This is a genomic window from Mesorhizobium sp. B2-3-6 (assembly GCF_006442305.1).
GTDB lineage: Bacteria > Pseudomonadota > Alphaproteobacteria > Rhizobiales > Rhizobiaceae > Mesorhizobium.
This window is the reverse complement of the sequence record NZ_VFVW01000001.1, coordinates 1,172,440-1,189,683: the sequence shown is the minus strand read 5'-3', so window position 1 is coordinate 1,189,683 and position 17,244 is coordinate 1,172,440. Positions and strand designations below refer to the sequence as shown.

Genomic DNA, 17,244 nt, shown 5'->3' with positions numbered 1-17,244 from the left:
GCACCAAGATCTACACCGATGCCAACGGCATGACGCTCTATACCTATGACAAGGACGAGAAGGGCAAGACCAACTGCTATGACAAATGCGCCACAAACTGGCCGCCGCTGAAGGCCGAGACCGGCGCCAAGGCGGACGATGAATGGACCGTCGTCGACCGCACCGACGGCACCAAGATGTGGGCCTATGACGGCAAGCCCGTCTACACATTCATCAAGGACAAGAAGGCCGGCGATGTGTCGGGTGATGGCGTCGGCGGCGTCTGGCATATCGTCAAGGCCGACTAAGGCTGCCACTTTGACTTCGACGTTGCTGCCGGGCGTGCCTTCAACGCCTGGCAGTCCGCATCAGACGCGCTGGCGCGGCATTTGACTCGGTCCACAGGGTCGCCGGCGACCTCATCGGCGCCAATTTGAGCCGCTCCTCACCGCTCCAGCCATTTGTCTTAGTTACCCCTCAACAATGTGATCTTCTCCATACACTCTTAGAGTGTATTGCTGCCGGCACTCTTGCAATTTGGCCGCTTCCCCTTGACCGGATGCAAAAGCGCGGCCATGTGAGCGACGAACAGAACCGAGATTTCGTCGCGCGCAGCGGAATTCTTCTGCCGCATCACAGCTGATATGAGCCCTCATGGACGTCGTCGTCGTCGAATCGCCGGCCAAGGCGAAGACAATCAACAAGTACCTCGGCAAGAACTACAAGGTTCTGGCCTCGTTCGGCCATGTCCGTGATTTGCCGGCCAAGGACGGCTCGGTGCGACCGGACGAGGATTTCGCCATGTCCTGGGCGGTCGACACGGCATCCGGCAAGCGCCTCGCCGACATCGCCAAGGCGGTCAAGGACGCCGACGGCCTGATCCTCGCCACCGACCCGGACCGCGAGGGCGAGGCCATCTCCTGGCACGTTCTGGAAGTCTTGCGGCAGAAGCGCGCGCTGAAGGACAAGCCGGTCAGCCGCGTCGTCTTCAACGCCATCACCAAGAGCTCGGTGCTCGAGGCGATGGCCAATCCGCGCCAGATCGATGCGCCGCTGGTCGACGCCTATCTCGCCCGCCGGGCGCTCGACTATCTCGTCGGCTTCACTCTTTCGCCGGTACTGTGGCGCAAGCTCCCCGGAGCCCGTTCCGCCGGCCGTGTGCAGTCGGTCGCCTTGCGGCTGGTCTGCGACCGCGAATCCGAGATCGAACGCTTCATCCGCGAGGAATACTGGCAGATCGCTGCCATCCTCGGCACGCCGCGCAACGAAAATTTCGAGGCGCGCCTGACCGCTTTCGAGCGCAAGAAATTGCAAAAGCTCGACATCGCCAACAAGGCGCAGGCCGACGACATCAAGGCCATGCTCGAGGGCGCGGCCTTCAAGGCGCTGTCCGTCGAGGCAAAACCCACCAAGCGCAATCCGGGCCCGCCCTTCACCACCTCGACATTGCAGCAGGCCGCCTCGTCGGGCCTCGGCTTTTCGGCCAACCGCACGATGCAGGTGGCGCAGCGCCTCTATGAGGGAATGGAGATCGGCGGCGAGACCACCGGCCTGATCACCTATATGCGAACCGACGGCGTGCAGATGGCGCCCGAGGCGATCGATGCCGCACGCGATGCCATCGCCAAGGAATTCGGCCCGAAATACCTGCCGGAAAAGCCGCGCCTGTACACGACCAAGGCCAAGAACGCCCAGGAAGCGCACGAAGCGATCCGCCCGACCGACTTCATGCGCACGCCGGCATCGGTCAGGCAATATCTCGATGCCGACCAGATGCGGCTCTATGAATTGATCTGGAAGCGCGCCATCGCCAGCCAGATGCAGCCGGCGGAGATCGAACGCACCACGGTCGAGATCGAGGCGGTCAACGGTGCTCGCACGGCCGAGTTGCGCGCCGTCGGTTCGGTCGTGCGCTTCGACGGTTTCATCGCCGCCTATACCGATCAGAAGGACGATGATTCCGAGGACGAGGAAAACCGCCGCCTGCCCGAAATCCGCGCCGGCGAGCAGCTTGCCCGCCAGGCGATCAACGCCACTCAGCACACGACCGAACCGCCGCCGCGTTATTCCGAAGCTTCGCTGATCAAGAAGCTGGAGGAGCTCGGCATCGGCCGGCCGTCGACCTACACGGCGATCCTGAAGACGCTCGAGGACCGCGACTATGTCACCATCGACAAGCGCCGGCTTGTGCCGCAGGCAAAGGGCCGGCTGCTATCGGCCTTCCTGGAAAGCTTCTTCGAGCGCTACGTCGAATACGATTTCACCGCATCGCTCGAGGAAAAGCTCGACGAGATCTCCGACGGCAAGCTCGCCTGGAAGGACGTTCTGCGCGATTTCTGGAAGGATTTTTCCGGCGCCGTGGCCGACATCAAGGAACTGCGCGTCACCGACGTGCTCGATGCGCTGAACGAGGAGCTGGCGCCTCTGGTCTTCCCTGCCCGGGAGGACGGCTCCAATCCGCGCATCTGCCCGAAATGCGGCACCGGCAATTTGTCGCTCAAGCTCGGCAAGTTCGGCGCCTTCGTCGGCTGCTCGAACTATCCCGAATGCTCCTTCACCCGCCAGCTCGGCGACGCGTCCAATCCCAATGGCGAGAATGGCGGCGGCGAGGACGGCACCAAGGTGCTCGGCAAGGATCCCTACACGGCTGAGGAGATCACGCTGCGCAGCGGCCGCTTTGGCCCCTACATCCAGCGTGGCGACGGCAAGGAAGCCAAGCGTTCCAGCTTGCCCAAGGGCTGGACGCCCGATTCGATCGACCATGAGAAGGCGCTTGCCCTGCTTTCCCTGCCGCGCGATGTCGGCAAGCATCCGGAAACCGGCAAGATGATCTCGGCAGGGCTTGGCCGCTACGGGCCTTTCGTGCTGCATGACGGCACCTACGCCAATCTCGACAGCATCGAGGATGTGTTCTCGATCGGCCTCAACCGCGCCGTTTCGGTGATCGCCGAGAAGCAGTTGAAGGGCAAGGGCGGCCGCAATGGCGGCACTGCGGCAGCCCTCAAGGAGCTTGGCGATCATCCCGACGGCGGCGGCAAGATCGTCGTGCGCGACGGCAAGTACGGGCCTTACGTCAATTTCGGCAAGGTCAATGCCACGCTGCCCAAGGGCAAGGATCCGCAATCGGTGACGATGGAGGATGCGCTGGCGCTGATCGCCGAGAAGGAAGCCAAGGGCGGCGGCGGCAAGAAGCCTTTCCGCAAAGCGGCGGCGGCCAAGGCGCCCGCTACCAAGAAGACGGCGGCCAAGAAGCCTGCCGCCAGGAAAAAGGGATAGAACGGCGTGGCGCGCAGGATCTCCGCACCAACCCACGGCGACCCGCGCACCGCCGACACAACGGCCAAGGTCAAGGGCGATTACAGGCCCTCGCGTGACGAAATCCTGCGCTACATCGCCGAAAATCCGGATCGCGCTGGAAAACGCGACATCGCCAAGGCGTTCGCGCTGCTCGGCCCGGACCGCATTTGGCTGAAGGATCTCCTGCGCGACCTGCAGGACGAAGGCGTCCTGACCAAGGAGCGTAAGCGCCTGGCCCGCGTTGGCGCCCTGCCCCATGTCACGGTGCTCGACATTTTCGACCGCGACGCCGACGGCGTGCTGCTGGCGCGTCCCACCGAACACACCGCCAATGGACCGCCCCCCATCGTTTCCATCCGCCTGTCGCGCAGTGGCGGCGGACCGGCGCCTGGCATTGGCGATCGCGTGCTGGCCAAGACCTTTCCCGCCGACGACACGAATGTCGCCTTGGGCGGCCCGGCCTACACAGGGCGGGTGATGAAGATATTCGAGAAGCGCACGGATGCCGTTCTCGGCGTCTTTCGGGTGCTTCAGGACGGCAGCTTCCGCATCGAGCCGGTGGAGCGCCGGCAACCCGAACTGATCGTCGACAAGGAATTCCAGAACGGAGCCAAGAACGGCGATCTCGTCGAGGTCGAGCCCGCCCGGGCCTCGCGCTATGGCTTGCCGAGAGCAAAAGTGCTCAACGTGCTGGGCTCGCTGACCAGCGAAAAGGCGGTCTCGATGATCGCCATCCACGCACATGACATTCCGCATGTCTTCCCGGCCGACGTCATCGCCGAAGCCGAAGCCGTCAAGCCTGCGACGATGGCCAACCGCGAGGACTGGCGCGAACTGCCGCTGGTCACCATCGACCCGGCCGACGCCAAGGACCACGACGACGCAGTGTTCGCTACGCCCGATCTCGATGAGAAGAACCCCGGCGGCGTGGTCATCACGGTCGCCATCGCCGACGTGGCTGCTTACGTCCGCTACGGCACTCCACTCGACCGTGAAGCGCTGAAGCGCGGCAACTCGGTCTATTTCCCGGATCGCGTCGTGCCGATGCTGCCCGAGCGCATCTCCAACGATCTCTGCTCGCTGCGCGAAGGCCAGGATCGCCCGGCACTGGCCGTGCGCATGACCTTCTCGGCGGACGGGCGCAAGGTCAGGCATTCCTTCCATCGCGTCATGATGAAGTCGGCGGCCAAGCTCGCCTACCCACAGGCGCAGGCGGCGATCGACGGCGTGCCGGACGACAAGACCGGGCCGATCCTCGACGCAGTGCTGAAGCCGCTATGGGATGCCTATGCGGTCCTCAAGCGCGGACGCGATGGCCGCCAGCCGCTCGAACTCGACCTGCCCGAGCGCAAGATCCTGCTGAAGCCCGACGGCACTGTCGATCGCGTCGTCGTGCCGGAACGGCTCGATGCCCATAAGCTCATCGAAGAATTCATGATCCAGGCCAATGTCGCCGCCGCCGAGACACTCGAGGCGAAGAAGCAGGCGCTGGTGTACCGCACCCACGACGCGCCCTCGCTGGCCAAGCAGGAATCGCTGCGCGAATTTCTGCAGACCCTGGGCCTGTCGCTGGCGCGCGGTGCGCAGATGCGGCCCGCCCAGTTCAACGGCATTCTCGAGCGCGTGCGCGGCGCCGACAATGAAGGCCTGGTCAACGAGGTGGTGCTGCGCTCGCAGAGCCAGGCCGAATATTCGCCCAAGAACATCGGCCATTTCGGCCTCAACCTGAACCGTTATGCGCATTTCACCTCGCCGATCCGCCGTTACGCCGACCTCATCGTGCACCGCGGGCTTATCGCCGCACTCGGTCTAGGCCCAGGGGGCCTGACGCAGGAGGAGGAAGCGCGGCTCGAGGATGTTTCGGTGCTGATTTCCGGCACAGAACGCCGTGCAATGGCGGCCGAACGCGACACGGTCGACCGGCTGATCGCCGCTTATCTCGCCGAGCGCATCGACGACCGTTTCGACGCCCGCATTTCGGGTGTCACCAAATCGGGACTATTTGTCCAATTGCCGCAGTATGGCGCGGATGGTTTCATCCCTGTGTCAACTCTGGGCGGCGATTACTATATATATGACGAAACGGCCCGCTCGCTCTACGGAGAACGCTCGGGCAAGGGTTATCAGCTGGCGGACCGTGTCGAGGTCCGTCTCGTCGAAGTGGCGCCGATGGCCGGCGCGATGCGCTTTGAGATGTTGACCGACCCGAAGCCCCTGCCTGGCTTCGTCAGGTCGTTTCACAAGGCAAAAGGCCGCGCCCGTGCGTCACAATCGCGCCCAGGCTCGCGTGGCAGGAGACGATGATGGCAAGAGGCACGGAAGAACAGGTTTTCGGCGGTGAACATCACTCGGGCCGGGTCGCGCGTCCGCTGTGGACGGCGATGAAGCGCGGCATGCTCGGCCGCTGCCCGCATTGCGGCGAAGGCAAGCTGTTTCGCGGCTTCACCAAGACCGTCGAGACATGCAGCGTCTGCGGCGAGGAGATACACCATCACCGCGCCGACGATCTGCCCGCCTATCTGGTCATCGTCATCGTCGGCCACATCGTGCTCGGCGCCTTCATGGGCGTGGAGGCGACGTCGACCCTTTCCACCTGGCAGCACATCGCCATCTGGGTACCCTTGACGATCCTGCTGTCGGTTGCCCTGCTGCAGCCGGTGAAAGGTGCCGTCATCGGATTGCAATGGGCATTCTATATGCACGGTTTTGCTGGCGAACACGACGTGGCTGAACCCCATCCCGGTGCCTGAGGTGCTGCCTGGCGCAACATGCCAACCGTCAAGGCTACTTTCGCATGCAAGACGTTTCCGCTAGGTCCTGCGCATGGAAGGAATGACCAAGGCGGACGTCGACAGGATCGACAAGGGTCTGGCCACGCATGGCGGCCGGGCGATTCGTCCACGCGATGCCGCGACCCTGATCCTGCTCGACGGCAAGGGCAACGATGCGCGGGTCCTGATGGGTCGCCGTCATGCCCGTCATGCCTTCATGCCAGGCAAGTTCGTTTTTCCCGGCGGCCGTACCGACCCGGCGGACAGCCGCATCCCCACCGCCACCGCGCTGCATCCCGAGCAGGAAGCAAAGCTCATCGCCGGCCCCGGCCGCACGAGCGAGGCGCGTGCCCGCGCCATCGCCTTGTCGGCCATCCGCGAGACCTATGAGGAAGCCGGGCTGCTGATTGGTCGCAAAGGCGCCTTCGCCACGACAAGGTCTGATTGGCAAGGCTTTGCCGAACATGGGGTGCAACCTGCCCTGGACATGCTGCGCTTCATTGCGCGCGCCATCACGCCGCCCAACCGGGTGCGCCGCTTCGACACCCGCTTCTTCTGCGCCTGGCGCGATGATGTCGCCGTCGAACTGACGGGCGGCGGTCCGACCAACGAGCTCGAGGAACTGGTCTGGCTGCCGCTTGCCAAGGCCAGGGAAGCCGACATTCCCGACATCACCCGGATGATCCTGGACGAGCTGGAAAGCCGCCTCGCCCATGATCCGCTGTTGCGTCCGGGCGGTCCCGTGCCCTTCTACCGGCTTGTCCGCAACCGCTTCACCCGCGAAATTCTGTAGAACATCGAGTATTCAGACATAACATGACGGTCGATACCCAACCAAAGGGCGACGAGCGCGTACACTGGCTGCCGATGGTGGCGGCGATCTCGTCGATCAGCGTCGTCGGCATCGCCATCGGCCTCGGCATGCCGCTGCTCAGCGTCATCCTGGAAACGCGCGGCCATTCGGCCTCGATGATCGGCCTCAACACGGCAGTCGCCGGCCTGGCCTCGATCGCCGGCGCCCCTCTGGCCACGCCGCTCGCCATGCGCTTCGGCGTCGCCTGGACGATGATCGCCATGATTGCCGCCGGTGCGCTGGCCTTCGTCGGCTTCCACTTCGCACCCGATTTCTGGATGTGGTTTCCGCTGCGCGTCGTGCTGCACATCGCGCTGACGGTGCTGTTCATCCTGTCCGAATTCTGGATCAGCACCTCGGCGCCGCCGCATCGGCGAGGTCTTGTGCTCGGCATCTACGCCACCGTGCTGTCGCTCGGCTTTGCCGCGGGGCCGTGGCTGTTCGCCCATCTCGGCAGCTCCGGCTTCAGGCCGTTCGGAGTCATCATCGCATTGGTGGCGCTGGCCGCGATCCCGGTGCTGGCGGCGCGCAACGAGAGCCCGACGATTGTATCCGACGGCGAAACCAGCAATTTCCTGCGCTACATCTGGCTGGTGCCGACCGCGACCGCCGCCGTTCTGGTGTTCGGCGCTGTCGAAACCGGCGGTTTCGCCCTGTTTCCGGTCTATGGCAACCGCATCGGCTATTCCGAAGCCGACGCAGCCTTGCTGCTCACCATGATCGGCCTCGGCAACGTGCTCTTGCAGATCCCGATCGGCATGATCAGCGATCGCGTCTCGGACCGCCGCTATCTGCTTCTGGCGTGCGCCACTGTCGGACTCGCCGGTACGATCTTCATGCCGCATCTGGCCGGCAACTGGCACCTGATGGCGGGCCTTCTGTTCGTCTGGGGCGGCGTGGTCGCGGCCATGTACACGATCGGCCTCGCCCATCTCGGCTCGCAGCTTTCCGGCCATGAGCTGGCTTCGGCCAATGCCGCCTTCGTGCTGTGCTACGGCGTCGGCATGGTGCTCGGCCCGCAGGCGATAGGCATCGGCATGGATGCGTTCGGTCCCTCTGGCTTCGGCTGGTCGCTCGGCCTGTTCTTCGCCGCCTACATGGTTCTTGCCAGCGTCAGGTTGGTCCGCAAGATCTTGTAAGCCGCCACCGGCGCAAACCGGATTCACGATCGCCCACTACCGGCTGGCCCATAACTGGCTACCCCCGGATGACTGGCTGCTGACAGAACCGTGTCAGCAGCCACGGTTTATACGGAGACCTCAAAACACCTGAAGTTGAGGAGACTCCGATGATCGACAGCGGCTTTGAAACCACATCATTGCGGATGACGCTGCTCCTGCTTGTCACTTTCCAGGCGCCGGCCGCGGATGTCGACCGCATCATGGACGCCGTGGTGGCGCTGGCGCCGCTGGCCATGGGTAAATATGACCGCAACGCCTACCAGTCGGCGCATGGCATCGAGCGCTACCGGCCACTTGACGGCGCAGCCGCCGGCGCCGAGACCGAATTGCGGCGGCGCCCCGGCACGGTCGAGGTTTCGTTCGAACTACCCGATGACCAGGAATTGGCGGCGCGCGTCGTCGAAGCGATCTTTCAAGCGCACAGCTACCAGGAACCGGTGATCCGCATTCAGCCGGTCCTTGCCAGCCGTTCCAAGGGACTGGACGACCGCGCCAATCCGAATCGCTGGTGGAACACCACGGGAGACTGGAAGAAAACCATCGTTCTGGAGGCGGAACACGTGTGAATGCCGACAGGCATGGCTTCCGTGACGGCCGCAAGGCGCGTCGGGCTTGACTTTCCGGGCGCGTTCTTTATGTGTCGCGGCAAGTTTCCCGCGTCCGGGTGTTTTCCCGTGCTCCAGCGGCCAAAACCCCACGAACAAACGGACTGATACCATGGCCAAAGCCGCAAACATCAAGATTAAGCTTCTGTCGACCGCCGACACCGGTTTCTTCTACGTGACCAGCAAAAACAGCCGCACCAAGACGGACAAGCTGTCGTTCCGCAAATACGACCCGGTCGCCAAGAAGCACGTCGAGTTCAAGGAAACCAAGATCAAGTAATCTGGTTTTTCCAAAAGAATGCCGAAACGCCGCCCATCGGGCGGCGTTTTTTGTTCCTAAAGCATTGATTTCATTGGATGGTAGTCAAACCCAGCATAACGGCCAACATAATGGATCGCGCTACCGATAGGGCTGCTATAGTCACAAAGCCCGCGTGAGGCAGGGGCCTTGTCGAGCGGCTCTCATAAACCGCGAAAGGCGTGCGCGTCGTCACCGCATAAATCTCCACGACAAAAGCCATGGCGCCTCAGCAAGGATCCAGAGAATTTGTCTCTACGCAGCTTTGCCCTAGCCACAAGAAAGTGGTTCCAAGTACCTTTTCATGACATGCAATGGCACGTAGTCACCCTCGACTAGATTTCCACCTTCCTCGTTCACAAGCACCATTAGAGCCTGAGTAGACTTTCTCATAAACACAGATAACTCAGATCGTATTGGTATATTACAAGAGAATCCTTTAATCATGATTAGAGAGAGTCGATTTTCGTCCATATTGAATTCGAGTTTAGACAAATCATCGTTAAACGGCCGACTGTGGAAAATGATAAGCTCTCCACGATCATTTATGGCTATTTCAATTTTAATGGGGAATTCAAAATTAATTCCTCCAATTACATAAGACTCACGTCTCTGAACTATCGCTAGGATTTTAGATATATCATCTTTAATATCAGATGTGTCGTTCTTTATCGAATTCGCTATCTGCAAAAATTGGTCAAATTTGGCTTCGAGTTTCGGTAGCGAATTGCGCAAATATCCAAGGCGAGACGCGATGAAGGCGACCTCCGCTTTGTGATTTTGCTTCAATGCCTCCCGCATGAAGGCAAGGAAAATAAGAGCCCAGCCCGGCTCATCATCTGTCGCCTTTCCACGAAAAAATGACGCGAAATCGGCAGGAACGGCCAGTTGGTCCTTTCCCTGCTCCGTTCCAGCGATGAGATCGCGCAGAACGCGCTTGCACGCTGCATCCAGACTCGCCTGGACCGCTGCAAAGTCGCGAGCCGATAGCGCGCCGTCCAAGTTTGTCTCTATTTCATCGACAACGTCCTTGTTGGATTCTAGCTTGAATGGCCCGCCCAATCCGATCTGCTTATGCAGATAGCGGCGCGCGGCACTAGCGAACTGAATCCTCGCGCGACGCTCCGGCGGCCGTCCGCCAAGCCGCAACTGGTCGGCCTCTTGCGTATCGACATACATGCGCACCATCACGAGTGAAGAGGTGAGTTCACTGAGTCGAATGGCGTGCTCCAAATCGTGGTTTGCTGGAACCGCGCCTGTATGAGCGCGCAGCTTGGATGCGACGTCCTCGTAGATCGCTTTATAACGTCCGCCAAACAGCGTCTCGCCGATCTTATCTAGGATGTCGCCGGCATTTTCGAGCGCCTTCCAACCGATCACCGCCCCGATGTATCCGCAAACCGAGATCATTCGTCTAGGTCCCTGATGATGGCCCAAAGTAGGGCGGCAGTTGACCAGAAATCAAGAATACCAAACGGCTGAGCCTAGCTCATATCCCGCCGCGGACGGTGGAGTTCAAAGAGATTTAGGCTGCTTTGCCGGCCGCCCTGGGATAGAGCGTGGCTTGATACTGCTGCCCTCGCTGTCCGCTAGGCGTCAATTCGCGACTGAATCTGTTCCGTGATTTCGCTGCGTATGAAAGCAATTCTCCGGTCTCCGAGCGTGATGGCAGACGGAAGCCGTCTTCTGACATACCGGTTCACCGGCCTAGGCTGGTCATTCTCGCGGCATGGTTCAGTGATACGAGCGTCGGCGGAGTTGTTATTCGCAGGCATTATAAATCTCCCCCCCGCCGCGTTGCGGCGATTCAAGAACCAAACTGATTGATGAAAGGACGCCACATGATGGCGGCAGGAGGAGGTTTCTATTAATGTGGCTCCGCAAAGCGGTTGGCCCGGGTGAAGCAAGTTTCGACTCGCCAAAAGGCCGTATGGTTAGAATATGCCCAGCGGGCAACAGAGTGGCCGCTCGGCGGCGGCGCCCCTACCCTACCCGGTCGCCGCTTTTCGGGTCGAAAACATGCAGCGCCGCCGGATCGGCCGATAGCCGCACCGTCTCGCTAGGCTTCACGCCGGCGCGGCCCATGGCGAACACGCAAAGCTGCTGGCCGGCCAGCTTGACGTAGAACTGCGTCGAGAGGCCGAGCGGCTCGACCACCACCACTTCGCCTTGCAGCGGGCCGTCATCCGCCAGCCTTATATGCTCCGGCCGCAAGCCGACGGTAACCGCATCGCCTTCCCTGAGCGGCAGGCCATCCGGCAATCGCAGTTTCTGGCCATCGGACAGCACGGCATCCGCCTTGCCGCCCTTCTCAACACTCGCCGGCAGGAAATTCATGCCGGGCGAGCCAATGAATCCGGCGACGAACATGTTGGCCGGCCGGTCATAGAGGTCGAGCGGCGCGCCGACCTGCTGGACGACGCCGTCATGCATGACGACGATGCGATCGGCCATGGTCATGGCTTCGATCTGGTCATGCGTGACATAGACCGATGTGGTCTTCAGTTGCTGGTGAAGCGCCTTGATCTCGGCGCGCATGTGCACGCGCAGCTTGGCGTCGAGGTTCGAAAGCGGTTCGTCGAAAAGAAAGACCTTGGGATCGCGCACGATGGCCCGGCCCATGGCGACGCGCTGGCGCTGGCCGCCGGAAAGCTGGCGCGGCAGGCGTTGCAGAAAATTGTCCAGCCCAAGCCGCCTGGCGGCGCCGTCGACCCGCGCGTCGATCGCCTGCTTTTCTGCCTTCCTCAGCATCAGGCTGAAGCCCATATTCTTCGACACGTCCATATGCGGATAGAGCGCGTAGGACTGGAATACCATGGCGATGTCGCGGTCCTTCGGCGCGACGTCGTTGACCAGCCGCTCGCCGATACGGATCTCGCCATCGGAAACCTCCTCCAGACCGGCGATCATGCGCAGAAGCGTCGATTTCCCGCAGCCGGACGGACCGACGAGGACGACGAACTCGCCGTCGGCGATGTCGAGGTCGACCGCGTGCAGCACACGCACGGCGCCATAGTCTTTGCGGACTTTTTCCAGCGTAACGGAAGCCATCGATTATCCCTTCACGGCGCCGGCGGTGAGGCCGGTGACGAGATAGCGTTGCAGGAAGCCGAAGAAGATGCAGACCGGAATCAGCGCCAGGATCGACGCCGCCATCATCTGCCCCCAGTCGACGGCGAACTTGCCGATGAAGGTGAGCAGGCCGACGGCGAAGGTCTTCTTGTCATCGCTGGAGATCAGCATCAGCGCGAACAGGAGTTCGCTCCAGGCAGCGGTGAAGACAAAGCCGAGCGTGGCGCCCATGCCGGGTAGCGTCAGCGGCACGATCACCCGGCGCATCGCCTGCGCGCGTGTGCAGCCGTCGATCATCGCCGCCTCCTCCAGGTCCTTCGGTATGCCGTCGAAGAAGGACTGCATCAGGAAGGTTGCAAACGCGGTATTGAAGGCGGTGTAGATGATGATCAGCCCGGTCAGGCTGTTGATCAGGCCGATCTGGCCCATCACGCGATAGATCGGTGGAATGACCATGACTAGCGGGAAAGTCTGGGTCAAAAGCAGCATCAGCGCCAGTGCCGCCTTGCCGCGAAAGGTGAAGCGCGACATGGCATAGCCGGCAAGCGTCGCGATGACAGTCACCAGTGCAGCCGTCGAAACCGAGACGATGACGCTGTTGAGGAAATAGCGCGGAAAGTCGGTCGCCTCGAGCACGGTGACGAAGTTCTGCAACGTCATCTGCGACGGCCAGAAGGTGATGCCTTCGGAATAGAGAAGCCGTTCCGGCGTAACCGATATCTTCAGCGTCCAGAAGATCGGGAACAGGGCGAAGATCACATAGGCCGCGATGGCCGCATAGAGCCCGACGCCGCCGAAGAAGCGCTGCGAAGATGAGCGTCCCGCAATCATCAGACGTGCCTCACCAGGGAGCGGCGGATGGCGATCAGCGCGATCGCATAGGCAATGAGCAGGACGAGCAGCAGCACGGCAACCGCCGATGCGTAGCCCTTGTCCAGCGACTTGAAGGCGCTGACATAGATATAGACCGGCACCGTGTTGGTCGACCCGGCCGGCCCGCCCTCGGTCATGACGAAGATTAGGTCGGCGAAAGTGGCGATCCAGATGGTACGCAGCATCACCGTGATGGCGATGGTCGGCGCCAGGAACGGCAGCGTCACCTTGGTGAAGCGTTGCCAGGGCGAGGCGCCGTCGATCGCTGCCGCCTCATGCAGTTCCGAGGGAATGGATTTCAGTGCCGCCAGCAACGTGATGGCAAAGAACGGGATGCCGAACCAGACATTGGCGACGATCGGCCCCCACATGGCGGTCGAGGGATCGGAGAGAACGTTGGTCGGCTCGGCCTTCAGCCCCAGCGCGAACAGCCAGTGCGGCAGCGGCCCGATGATCGGATTGAACAGCCATGCCCATGTCAGGCCCGACAGGAAGGACGGCACCGCCCAGGGCAGGAACACCAGCGCCTGCACCACCTTGCGGCCCCGAAACGGCTTGTCGAGCAGCAGCGCCAGGCCAAGGCCGAGGAAGAACTGGAAGAACAGGCTGGAGAGCGTCCACCACAACGTATTGACCAGCGCCTGGCCGAGCACGGCATCCGACAGCATCGCCTGGTACTGGCCGAGCCCGACATATTCCGACTTGAAGGCCGAAAACTTACGGAACGAATAGCTGATGCCGATGACCAGCGGCACCAAAAGCACCACGACCAGCAGGATGATCGCCGGGCTGAGATAAAACCAGGGTTCGGTGGCAGCGTGCGTCAGCCGCTTGCGGCGCGGCCTCCCGGCGGGTCGTATTTCGGAAACGGCATAGGTCATTTGGGCTCAACAGTGGTGAGTGGGTGCCGGCGAAGGCGACAGCACCCTTCTCCCCGTATACGGGGAGAAGATGCCGGCAGGCAGATGAGGGGCAGCGCCAGGCTGACAGAACGTAGCGCCGCCTCTCATCCGGCCCTATCGGGCCACCTTCTCCCCGTGAACGGGGAGAAGGAAGAAAAACTACTTCTTGTTCTTCGCCATCCAGTCCTGCTGTTCCTTGGTCAGGAAGGCGGCCCATTGGTCGGCAACCTCCTTGGCCGTCTTTTGGCCCAGCAGCACTTCCTGGAAATTCTTGATCGCCACCTGGTCGACGAAATTGCCGAGATTCTCCAGATGCGTCGGCGGCGTCACCATTTCATACTTGGCGCTGTCGCTGAGCTCCGTGAACCAGCCCTTGAACTGCTCGGTCTTGAAATGCGGATCCTGGTCGGCGCCGTTGTGGATCGGGACGACGCCGACTTCCTTGGCCCATTCCAGATTGTCCTTGGGCGAGAGCAGCGTCGCCATCAGCTTCCAGGCGTCGTCCTTGTGCTGCGAATTGGCGAACATTGCCCAGCCGGCATAGCCGAGCGTCGGATAGGACTTGCCGCTCGGCCCGACCGGCAGCGGCGCCACGGCGAAGTCGTCGGCGCTCATCTTGTCGGCGATGCCGAGCAGCGCGTCCGGATCCTGGTTGAGCATGGCGCAGGTGCCGGAATAGAAGCCGGTGACGGTTTCGTTGAAGCCCCAGCTCACCGCGTCCTTGGGCGCCAGGCCCTGCTTGTACATGTCGGCCAGCATCTGCAGGCCCTTGACCGAGCCCTCCTCGTTGATGGTCGAGGTGCCGTCTTCGTTGAAGTAGCCGCCCTTGCCGGCGGCGATGTTCATGAACATGTGCATGCCATTGAAGGCGCCGGGCCCGCCGCGCAGGCAGTAGCCGTATTTGCCGGGCAACGCCGAGATCTTCTTGGAATCGGCGACGAACTCGTCGAGCGTGGCCGGCGGGCCGTCGAGGCCGGCTTCCCTGAACAGCTTCTTGTTCCAGAACAGCGCGTTCACATAGTAGCCGTAAGGGATCATGAACTGGGTGTTATTGACGGTCGAGCCGAACTGCTTGGCGCGCTCCCCGAGCGTCTTGGCGTCGTCCCACTTGGCCATGTACGGGCCGAGATCCTCGAGCTGGGCGTTGTTGGCGTAGAGGCCCATCCAACGTTCCGGCATCTCGACCACGTCGGGCGTATCGCCTGCCTGCACCATGGTCAGGAACTTTTCGAAAGCCTGCCCCCAGGGCAGCGAGATCAGCTCGACCTTGATGCCGGGATTGGCCTTTTCGAATTCGGCGATCTGCTTCTTCAGGAACTCCGTGCGCGGCGGGCTGGTGATGACTTCGACCATTTTCAGGGTCGAATCGGCCAGCGCGTTTCCGGCGGAAATCGCCAATCCCGCGGCTGTGGCAAGCATGACGGTCAGTTTTTTCATCTTCAAGACTCCCATTTTGAAGCGGCTTGTTATTTTCTGGCTTTTTCGAAGGCCTGCGCCACGTCGGCCCACAGGTCCTCGACACTTTCCAATCCGACATTGAAGCGGATTGTTCGGGGGCTGACGCCGAAGCGCGCCATCGAATTCAGTCCCGGCGTCTGCTCCAGCGACGCCTTGGCCGGCACGACCAGGCTCTCATGGCCGCCCCAGCTCACGCCGATGCGGAAATATTTCAACGCATCGACGAAGACGGGGATGTCGATGTCCTCGGTGACCTCGAAGGAGAACAACCCCGCGTAACCAGCAAGCGTCGCCTTGCCCGGATGGTTCGAATAGGCGGGGTGGTTGACGCGCTCGACATTGCCATGCGCCTTCAGCCGCTCGGCGATGGCAAGCCCGCTCTTCATGTGATGCGGCAGGCGCAGCGGCAGCGTGCGCAGCCCGCGCAGCAAGAGCCAGGCCTCGAAGGGCGAAAGCTTGCCGCCGAGATAGGAATAGGTCTGCTCGTTGATGTGCTTGATGTGGGCGGCCGAGCCTGCCACCACGCCGGCGACCGTATCGCTATGGCCGCCGAGATATTTCGAAGCCGAATGCAGCACCAGATCGACGCCATGCGTGATCGGCTTCTGGAACACCGGTGTCGCCCAGGAATTGTCGATCGTGGTGACGATGCCCTGCTCCTTCGCCAGCCGGGTCAGGTGAGCCAGGTCCTGCAACTCGAACATCATCGAGGTCGGGCTCTCCAGATAAAGCAGCCTGGCGCCCGGAAGGGCCGCCGCCACCGCATCCGGATCGGAGCCGTCGACATAGTCGACCCTGATGTTGAGCCGTGGCAAAAGCCGCTCGAACAGCCGATAGGCATCACCATAGCAATTGCGCACCGCAACGATGCGCTCGCCGGCGCCGACGAAGGCGAGCACCGTGGCGCTGATCGCCGCCATGCCGCTGGAAAAGCCGCGCGCGGCCTCGGCGCCCTCGAGCGCGGCGACGCGTGCCTCGAACTCCATCACCGTCGGATTGTCGCCGCGCGAATAGATCGGCTGCTTCCGTTTGCCGGCAAAAGTATCCGCCATCTCGGCATAGTTGGCGAAGGTGAACAGCGATGTCTGGTAGATCGGCGGCACCACCGCCCCACCGGGGAAAGGTTCGTCATGCGCCAGAAGCGTCGCCGCCTCGGCAAGATAGTCGTGATCGAAACCTGAGGGATGCTCGTTCATGTCTGGCTCGAAAGTTTGAGTTTGGCGGCGCCGCGCTTCAGATCGTCCTCGACGGTGGCGATCAGCTTGAGCGCCTCGCCGCGGGCGCCGTGCGGGTCGCGCGCGGCGATGCGCTCGTAAATGGTCCGATGATAGGGAAAACTGGCGTGGCCGAAATCGCGCACGCCCAGCGGATGCTCCCAGAAGCGGTGGAACAATTCGTGCATGGCGGCGATGATCTGTTCGAACAGCGGGTTGCCGGAAACCCTGTAGATCGCCTGGTGGAACTCCCAGTCCTCTTCCGAAGACATGCCCTCGCGCGTGCGGAACGCCTGCTCCATGATGTCGAGCTTGCGCTCGATTTCGGCGATATCGGTCTGGCTCGCGCGTTCGGCGCAAAGGGCGGCGGCTTCCGCCTCCAGCGCGCGACGGATTTCAAGCGTCTGCATCAGGCTGGTGAAGTCGTTGCCGCCCGCAAGCGTCAGCGGCAGATGCAACATGTCCGGCGAAACGGCTGCCTTGAGATAGGTGCCGCTGCCTTGCCGGCGCTCGACCAGGCCGAGCCCTTCCCAGCGCGTCAGCGCCTCGCGCACCGTGTTGCGGCTGACCTTCAGCCGCTCGGCCAGGATGCGTTCCGTTGGCAGCCGCTCGCCCGGCTGGAGGGCCTCGGCACGAACAAAGCCTACCAACGCCTTCAGAACGGCGTCGTCACGCGCCGTCGTCTGAATAGGTGGCAGGCTGTTTTGATCCACGCGCGTTCCAAGTGGTCCAATGGTCCAA

General features: G+C 62.1%; 15 protein-coding genes. 8 read left to right on the top strand and 7 right to left on the bottom strand.

Annotated features, from left to right (window positions below; genetic code table 11):
* The 8 genes from FJ953_RS05695 to rpmG all read left to right on the top strand — a co-directional run.
* Window positions 1-287 (top strand): hypothetical protein (locus FJ953_RS05695; RefSeq protein ID WP_140623458.1); only part of this gene is annotated, 287 nt, incomplete at its 5' end.
* Between the two features lie 346 nt (window positions 288-633).
* The gene (gene topA / locus FJ953_RS05690; RefSeq protein WP_140623457.1) at window positions 634-3,255 is read left to right on the top strand and encodes a type I DNA topoisomerase; all 2,622 of its coding nucleotides are present in this window, start codon (window positions 634-636) and stop codon (window positions 3,253-3,255) included.
* Window positions 3,256-3,261: 6 nt separating this feature from the next.
* Window positions 3,262-5,580 carry a ribonuclease R gene (gene rnr, locus FJ953_RS05685; RefSeq protein WP_140623456.1) on the top strand — a complete coding sequence of 773 codons (2,319 nt, stop codon included), beginning with the start codon at window positions 3,262-3,264 and terminating at the stop codon, window positions 5,578-5,580.
* Window positions 5,580-6,026 (top strand): DUF983 domain-containing protein, encoded by a 447-nt coding sequence (locus tag FJ953_RS05680; protein ID WP_140525403.1) that lies wholly within the window; start codon window positions 5,580-5,582, stop codon window positions 6,024-6,026. Before rnr ends, FJ953_RS05680 begins: the two co-directional genes overlap by 1 nt.
* A 73-nt stretch (window positions 6,027-6,099) precedes the next feature.
* Entirely contained in the window at window positions 6,100-6,840 is a 741-nt protein-coding gene (locus tag FJ953_RS05675) for an NUDIX domain-containing protein (protein WP_140518285.1), read from the top strand.
* 23 nt (window positions 6,841-6,863) lie between these two features.
* Window positions 6,864-8,039 (top strand): MFS transporter, encoded by a 1,176-nt coding sequence (locus FJ953_RS05670; RefSeq protein WP_140501562.1) that lies wholly within the window; start codon window positions 6,864-6,866, stop codon window positions 8,037-8,039.
* Between the two features lie 149 nt (window positions 8,040-8,188).
* Entirely contained in the window at window positions 8,189-8,647 is a 459-nt protein-coding gene (locus FJ953_RS05665; protein ID WP_140501560.1) for a hypothetical protein, read from the top strand.
* Between the two features lie 151 nt (window positions 8,648-8,798).
* Window positions 8,799-8,966 (top strand): 50S ribosomal protein L33, encoded by a 168-nt coding sequence (gene rpmG, locus FJ953_RS05660; protein ID WP_006201775.1) that lies wholly within the window; start codon window positions 8,799-8,801, stop codon window positions 8,964-8,966.
* A 288-nt stretch (window positions 8,967-9,254) separates the two neighbouring features.
* On the opposite strand, the gene FJ953_RS05655 is transcribed toward rpmG, so the two are convergent.
* The 7 genes from FJ953_RS05655 to FJ953_RS05625 form a co-directional block, all read right to left on the bottom strand.
* A complete protein-coding gene (locus FJ953_RS05655; protein WP_140623455.1) occupies window positions 9,255-10,394 on the bottom strand; it encodes a hypothetical protein in 1,140 nt (379 codons plus the stop codon).
* A 573-nt stretch (window positions 10,395-10,967) separates the two neighbouring features.
* Complete coding sequence (gene ugpC / locus FJ953_RS05650) at window positions 10,968-12,035, bottom strand: sn-glycerol-3-phosphate ABC transporter ATP-binding protein UgpC (protein WP_140623454.1); 1,068 nt, start codon at window positions 12,033-12,035, stop codon at window positions 10,968-10,970.
* Between the two features lie 3 nt (window positions 12,036-12,038).
* Window positions 12,039-12,887, bottom strand: a complete 849-nt coding sequence (locus tag FJ953_RS05645; protein WP_140501552.1) for a carbohydrate ABC transporter permease — start codon at window positions 12,885-12,887, stop codon at window positions 12,039-12,041.
* Window positions 12,887-13,810, bottom strand: coding sequence for a sugar ABC transporter permease (locus FJ953_RS05640; RefSeq protein WP_140623452.1), 924 nt, complete (start codon window positions 13,808-13,810; stop codon window positions 12,887-12,889). The genes FJ953_RS05645 and FJ953_RS05640 overlap by 1 nt, the downstream gene beginning before the upstream one ends.
* Before the next feature lie 180 nt (window positions 13,811-13,990).
* Entirely contained in the window at window positions 13,991-15,268 is a 1,278-nt protein-coding gene (locus FJ953_RS05635; protein ID WP_140623450.1) for a sugar ABC transporter substrate-binding protein, read from the bottom strand.
* 29 nt (window positions 15,269-15,297) lie between these two features.
* Window positions 15,298-16,485 (bottom strand): PLP-dependent transferase, encoded by a 1,188-nt coding sequence (locus tag FJ953_RS05630; protein WP_140518291.1) that lies wholly within the window; start codon window positions 16,483-16,485, stop codon window positions 15,298-15,300.
* Window positions 16,482-17,216, bottom strand: a complete 735-nt coding sequence (locus tag FJ953_RS05625; protein WP_140520979.1) for a FadR/GntR family transcriptional regulator — start codon at window positions 17,214-17,216, stop codon at window positions 16,482-16,484. Before FJ953_RS05625 ends, FJ953_RS05630 begins: the two co-directional genes overlap by 4 nt.
* Between the last annotated feature and the right edge of the window lie 28 nt (window positions 17,217-17,244).

Excerpts from the sequence above, each read along its gene's own strand:
- topA (WP_140623457.1), top strand. The coding sequence starts at position 634 with ATGGACGTCGTCGTCGTCGAATCGCCGGCCAAGGCGAAGACAATCAAC.
- FJ953_RS05680 (WP_140525403.1), top strand. The coding sequence starts at position 5,580 with ATGGCAAGAGGCACGGAAGAACAGGTTTTCGGCGGTGAACATCACTCG.
- FJ953_RS05675 (WP_140518285.1), top strand. The coding sequence starts at position 6,100 with ATGGAAGGAATGACCAAGGCGGACGTCGACAGGATCGACAAGGGTCTG.
- FJ953_RS05670 (WP_140501562.1), top strand. The coding sequence starts at position 6,864 with ATGACGGTCGATACCCAACCAAAGGGCGACGAGCGCGTACACTGGCTG.
- FJ953_RS05665 (WP_140501560.1), top strand. The coding sequence starts at position 8,189 with ATGATCGACAGCGGCTTTGAAACCACATCATTGCGGATGACGCTGCTC.
- rpmG (WP_006201775.1), top strand. The coding sequence starts at position 8,799 with ATGGCCAAAGCCGCAAACATCAAGATTAAGCTTCTGTCGACCGCCGAC.
- FJ953_RS05655 (WP_140623455.1), bottom strand. The coding sequence starts at position 10,394 with ATGATCTCGGTTTGCGGATACATCGGGGCGGTGATCGGTTGGAAGGCG.
- ugpC (WP_140623454.1), bottom strand. The coding sequence starts at position 12,035 with ATGGCTTCCGTTACGCTGGAAAAAGTCCGCAAAGACTATGGCGCCGTG.
- FJ953_RS05645 (WP_140501552.1), bottom strand. The coding sequence starts at position 12,887 with ATGATTGCGGGACGCTCATCTTCGCAGCGCTTCTTCGGCGGCGTCGGG.
- FJ953_RS05640 (WP_140623452.1), bottom strand. The coding sequence starts at position 13,810 with ATGACCTATGCCGTTTCCGAAATACGACCCGCCGGGAGGCCGCGCCGC.
- FJ953_RS05635 (WP_140623450.1), bottom strand. The coding sequence starts at position 15,268 with ATGAAAAAACTGACCGTCATGCTTGCCACAGCCGCGGGATTGGCGATT.
- FJ953_RS05630 (WP_140518291.1), bottom strand. The coding sequence starts at position 16,485 with ATGAACGAGCATCCCTCAGGTTTCGATCACGACTATCTTGCCGAGGCG.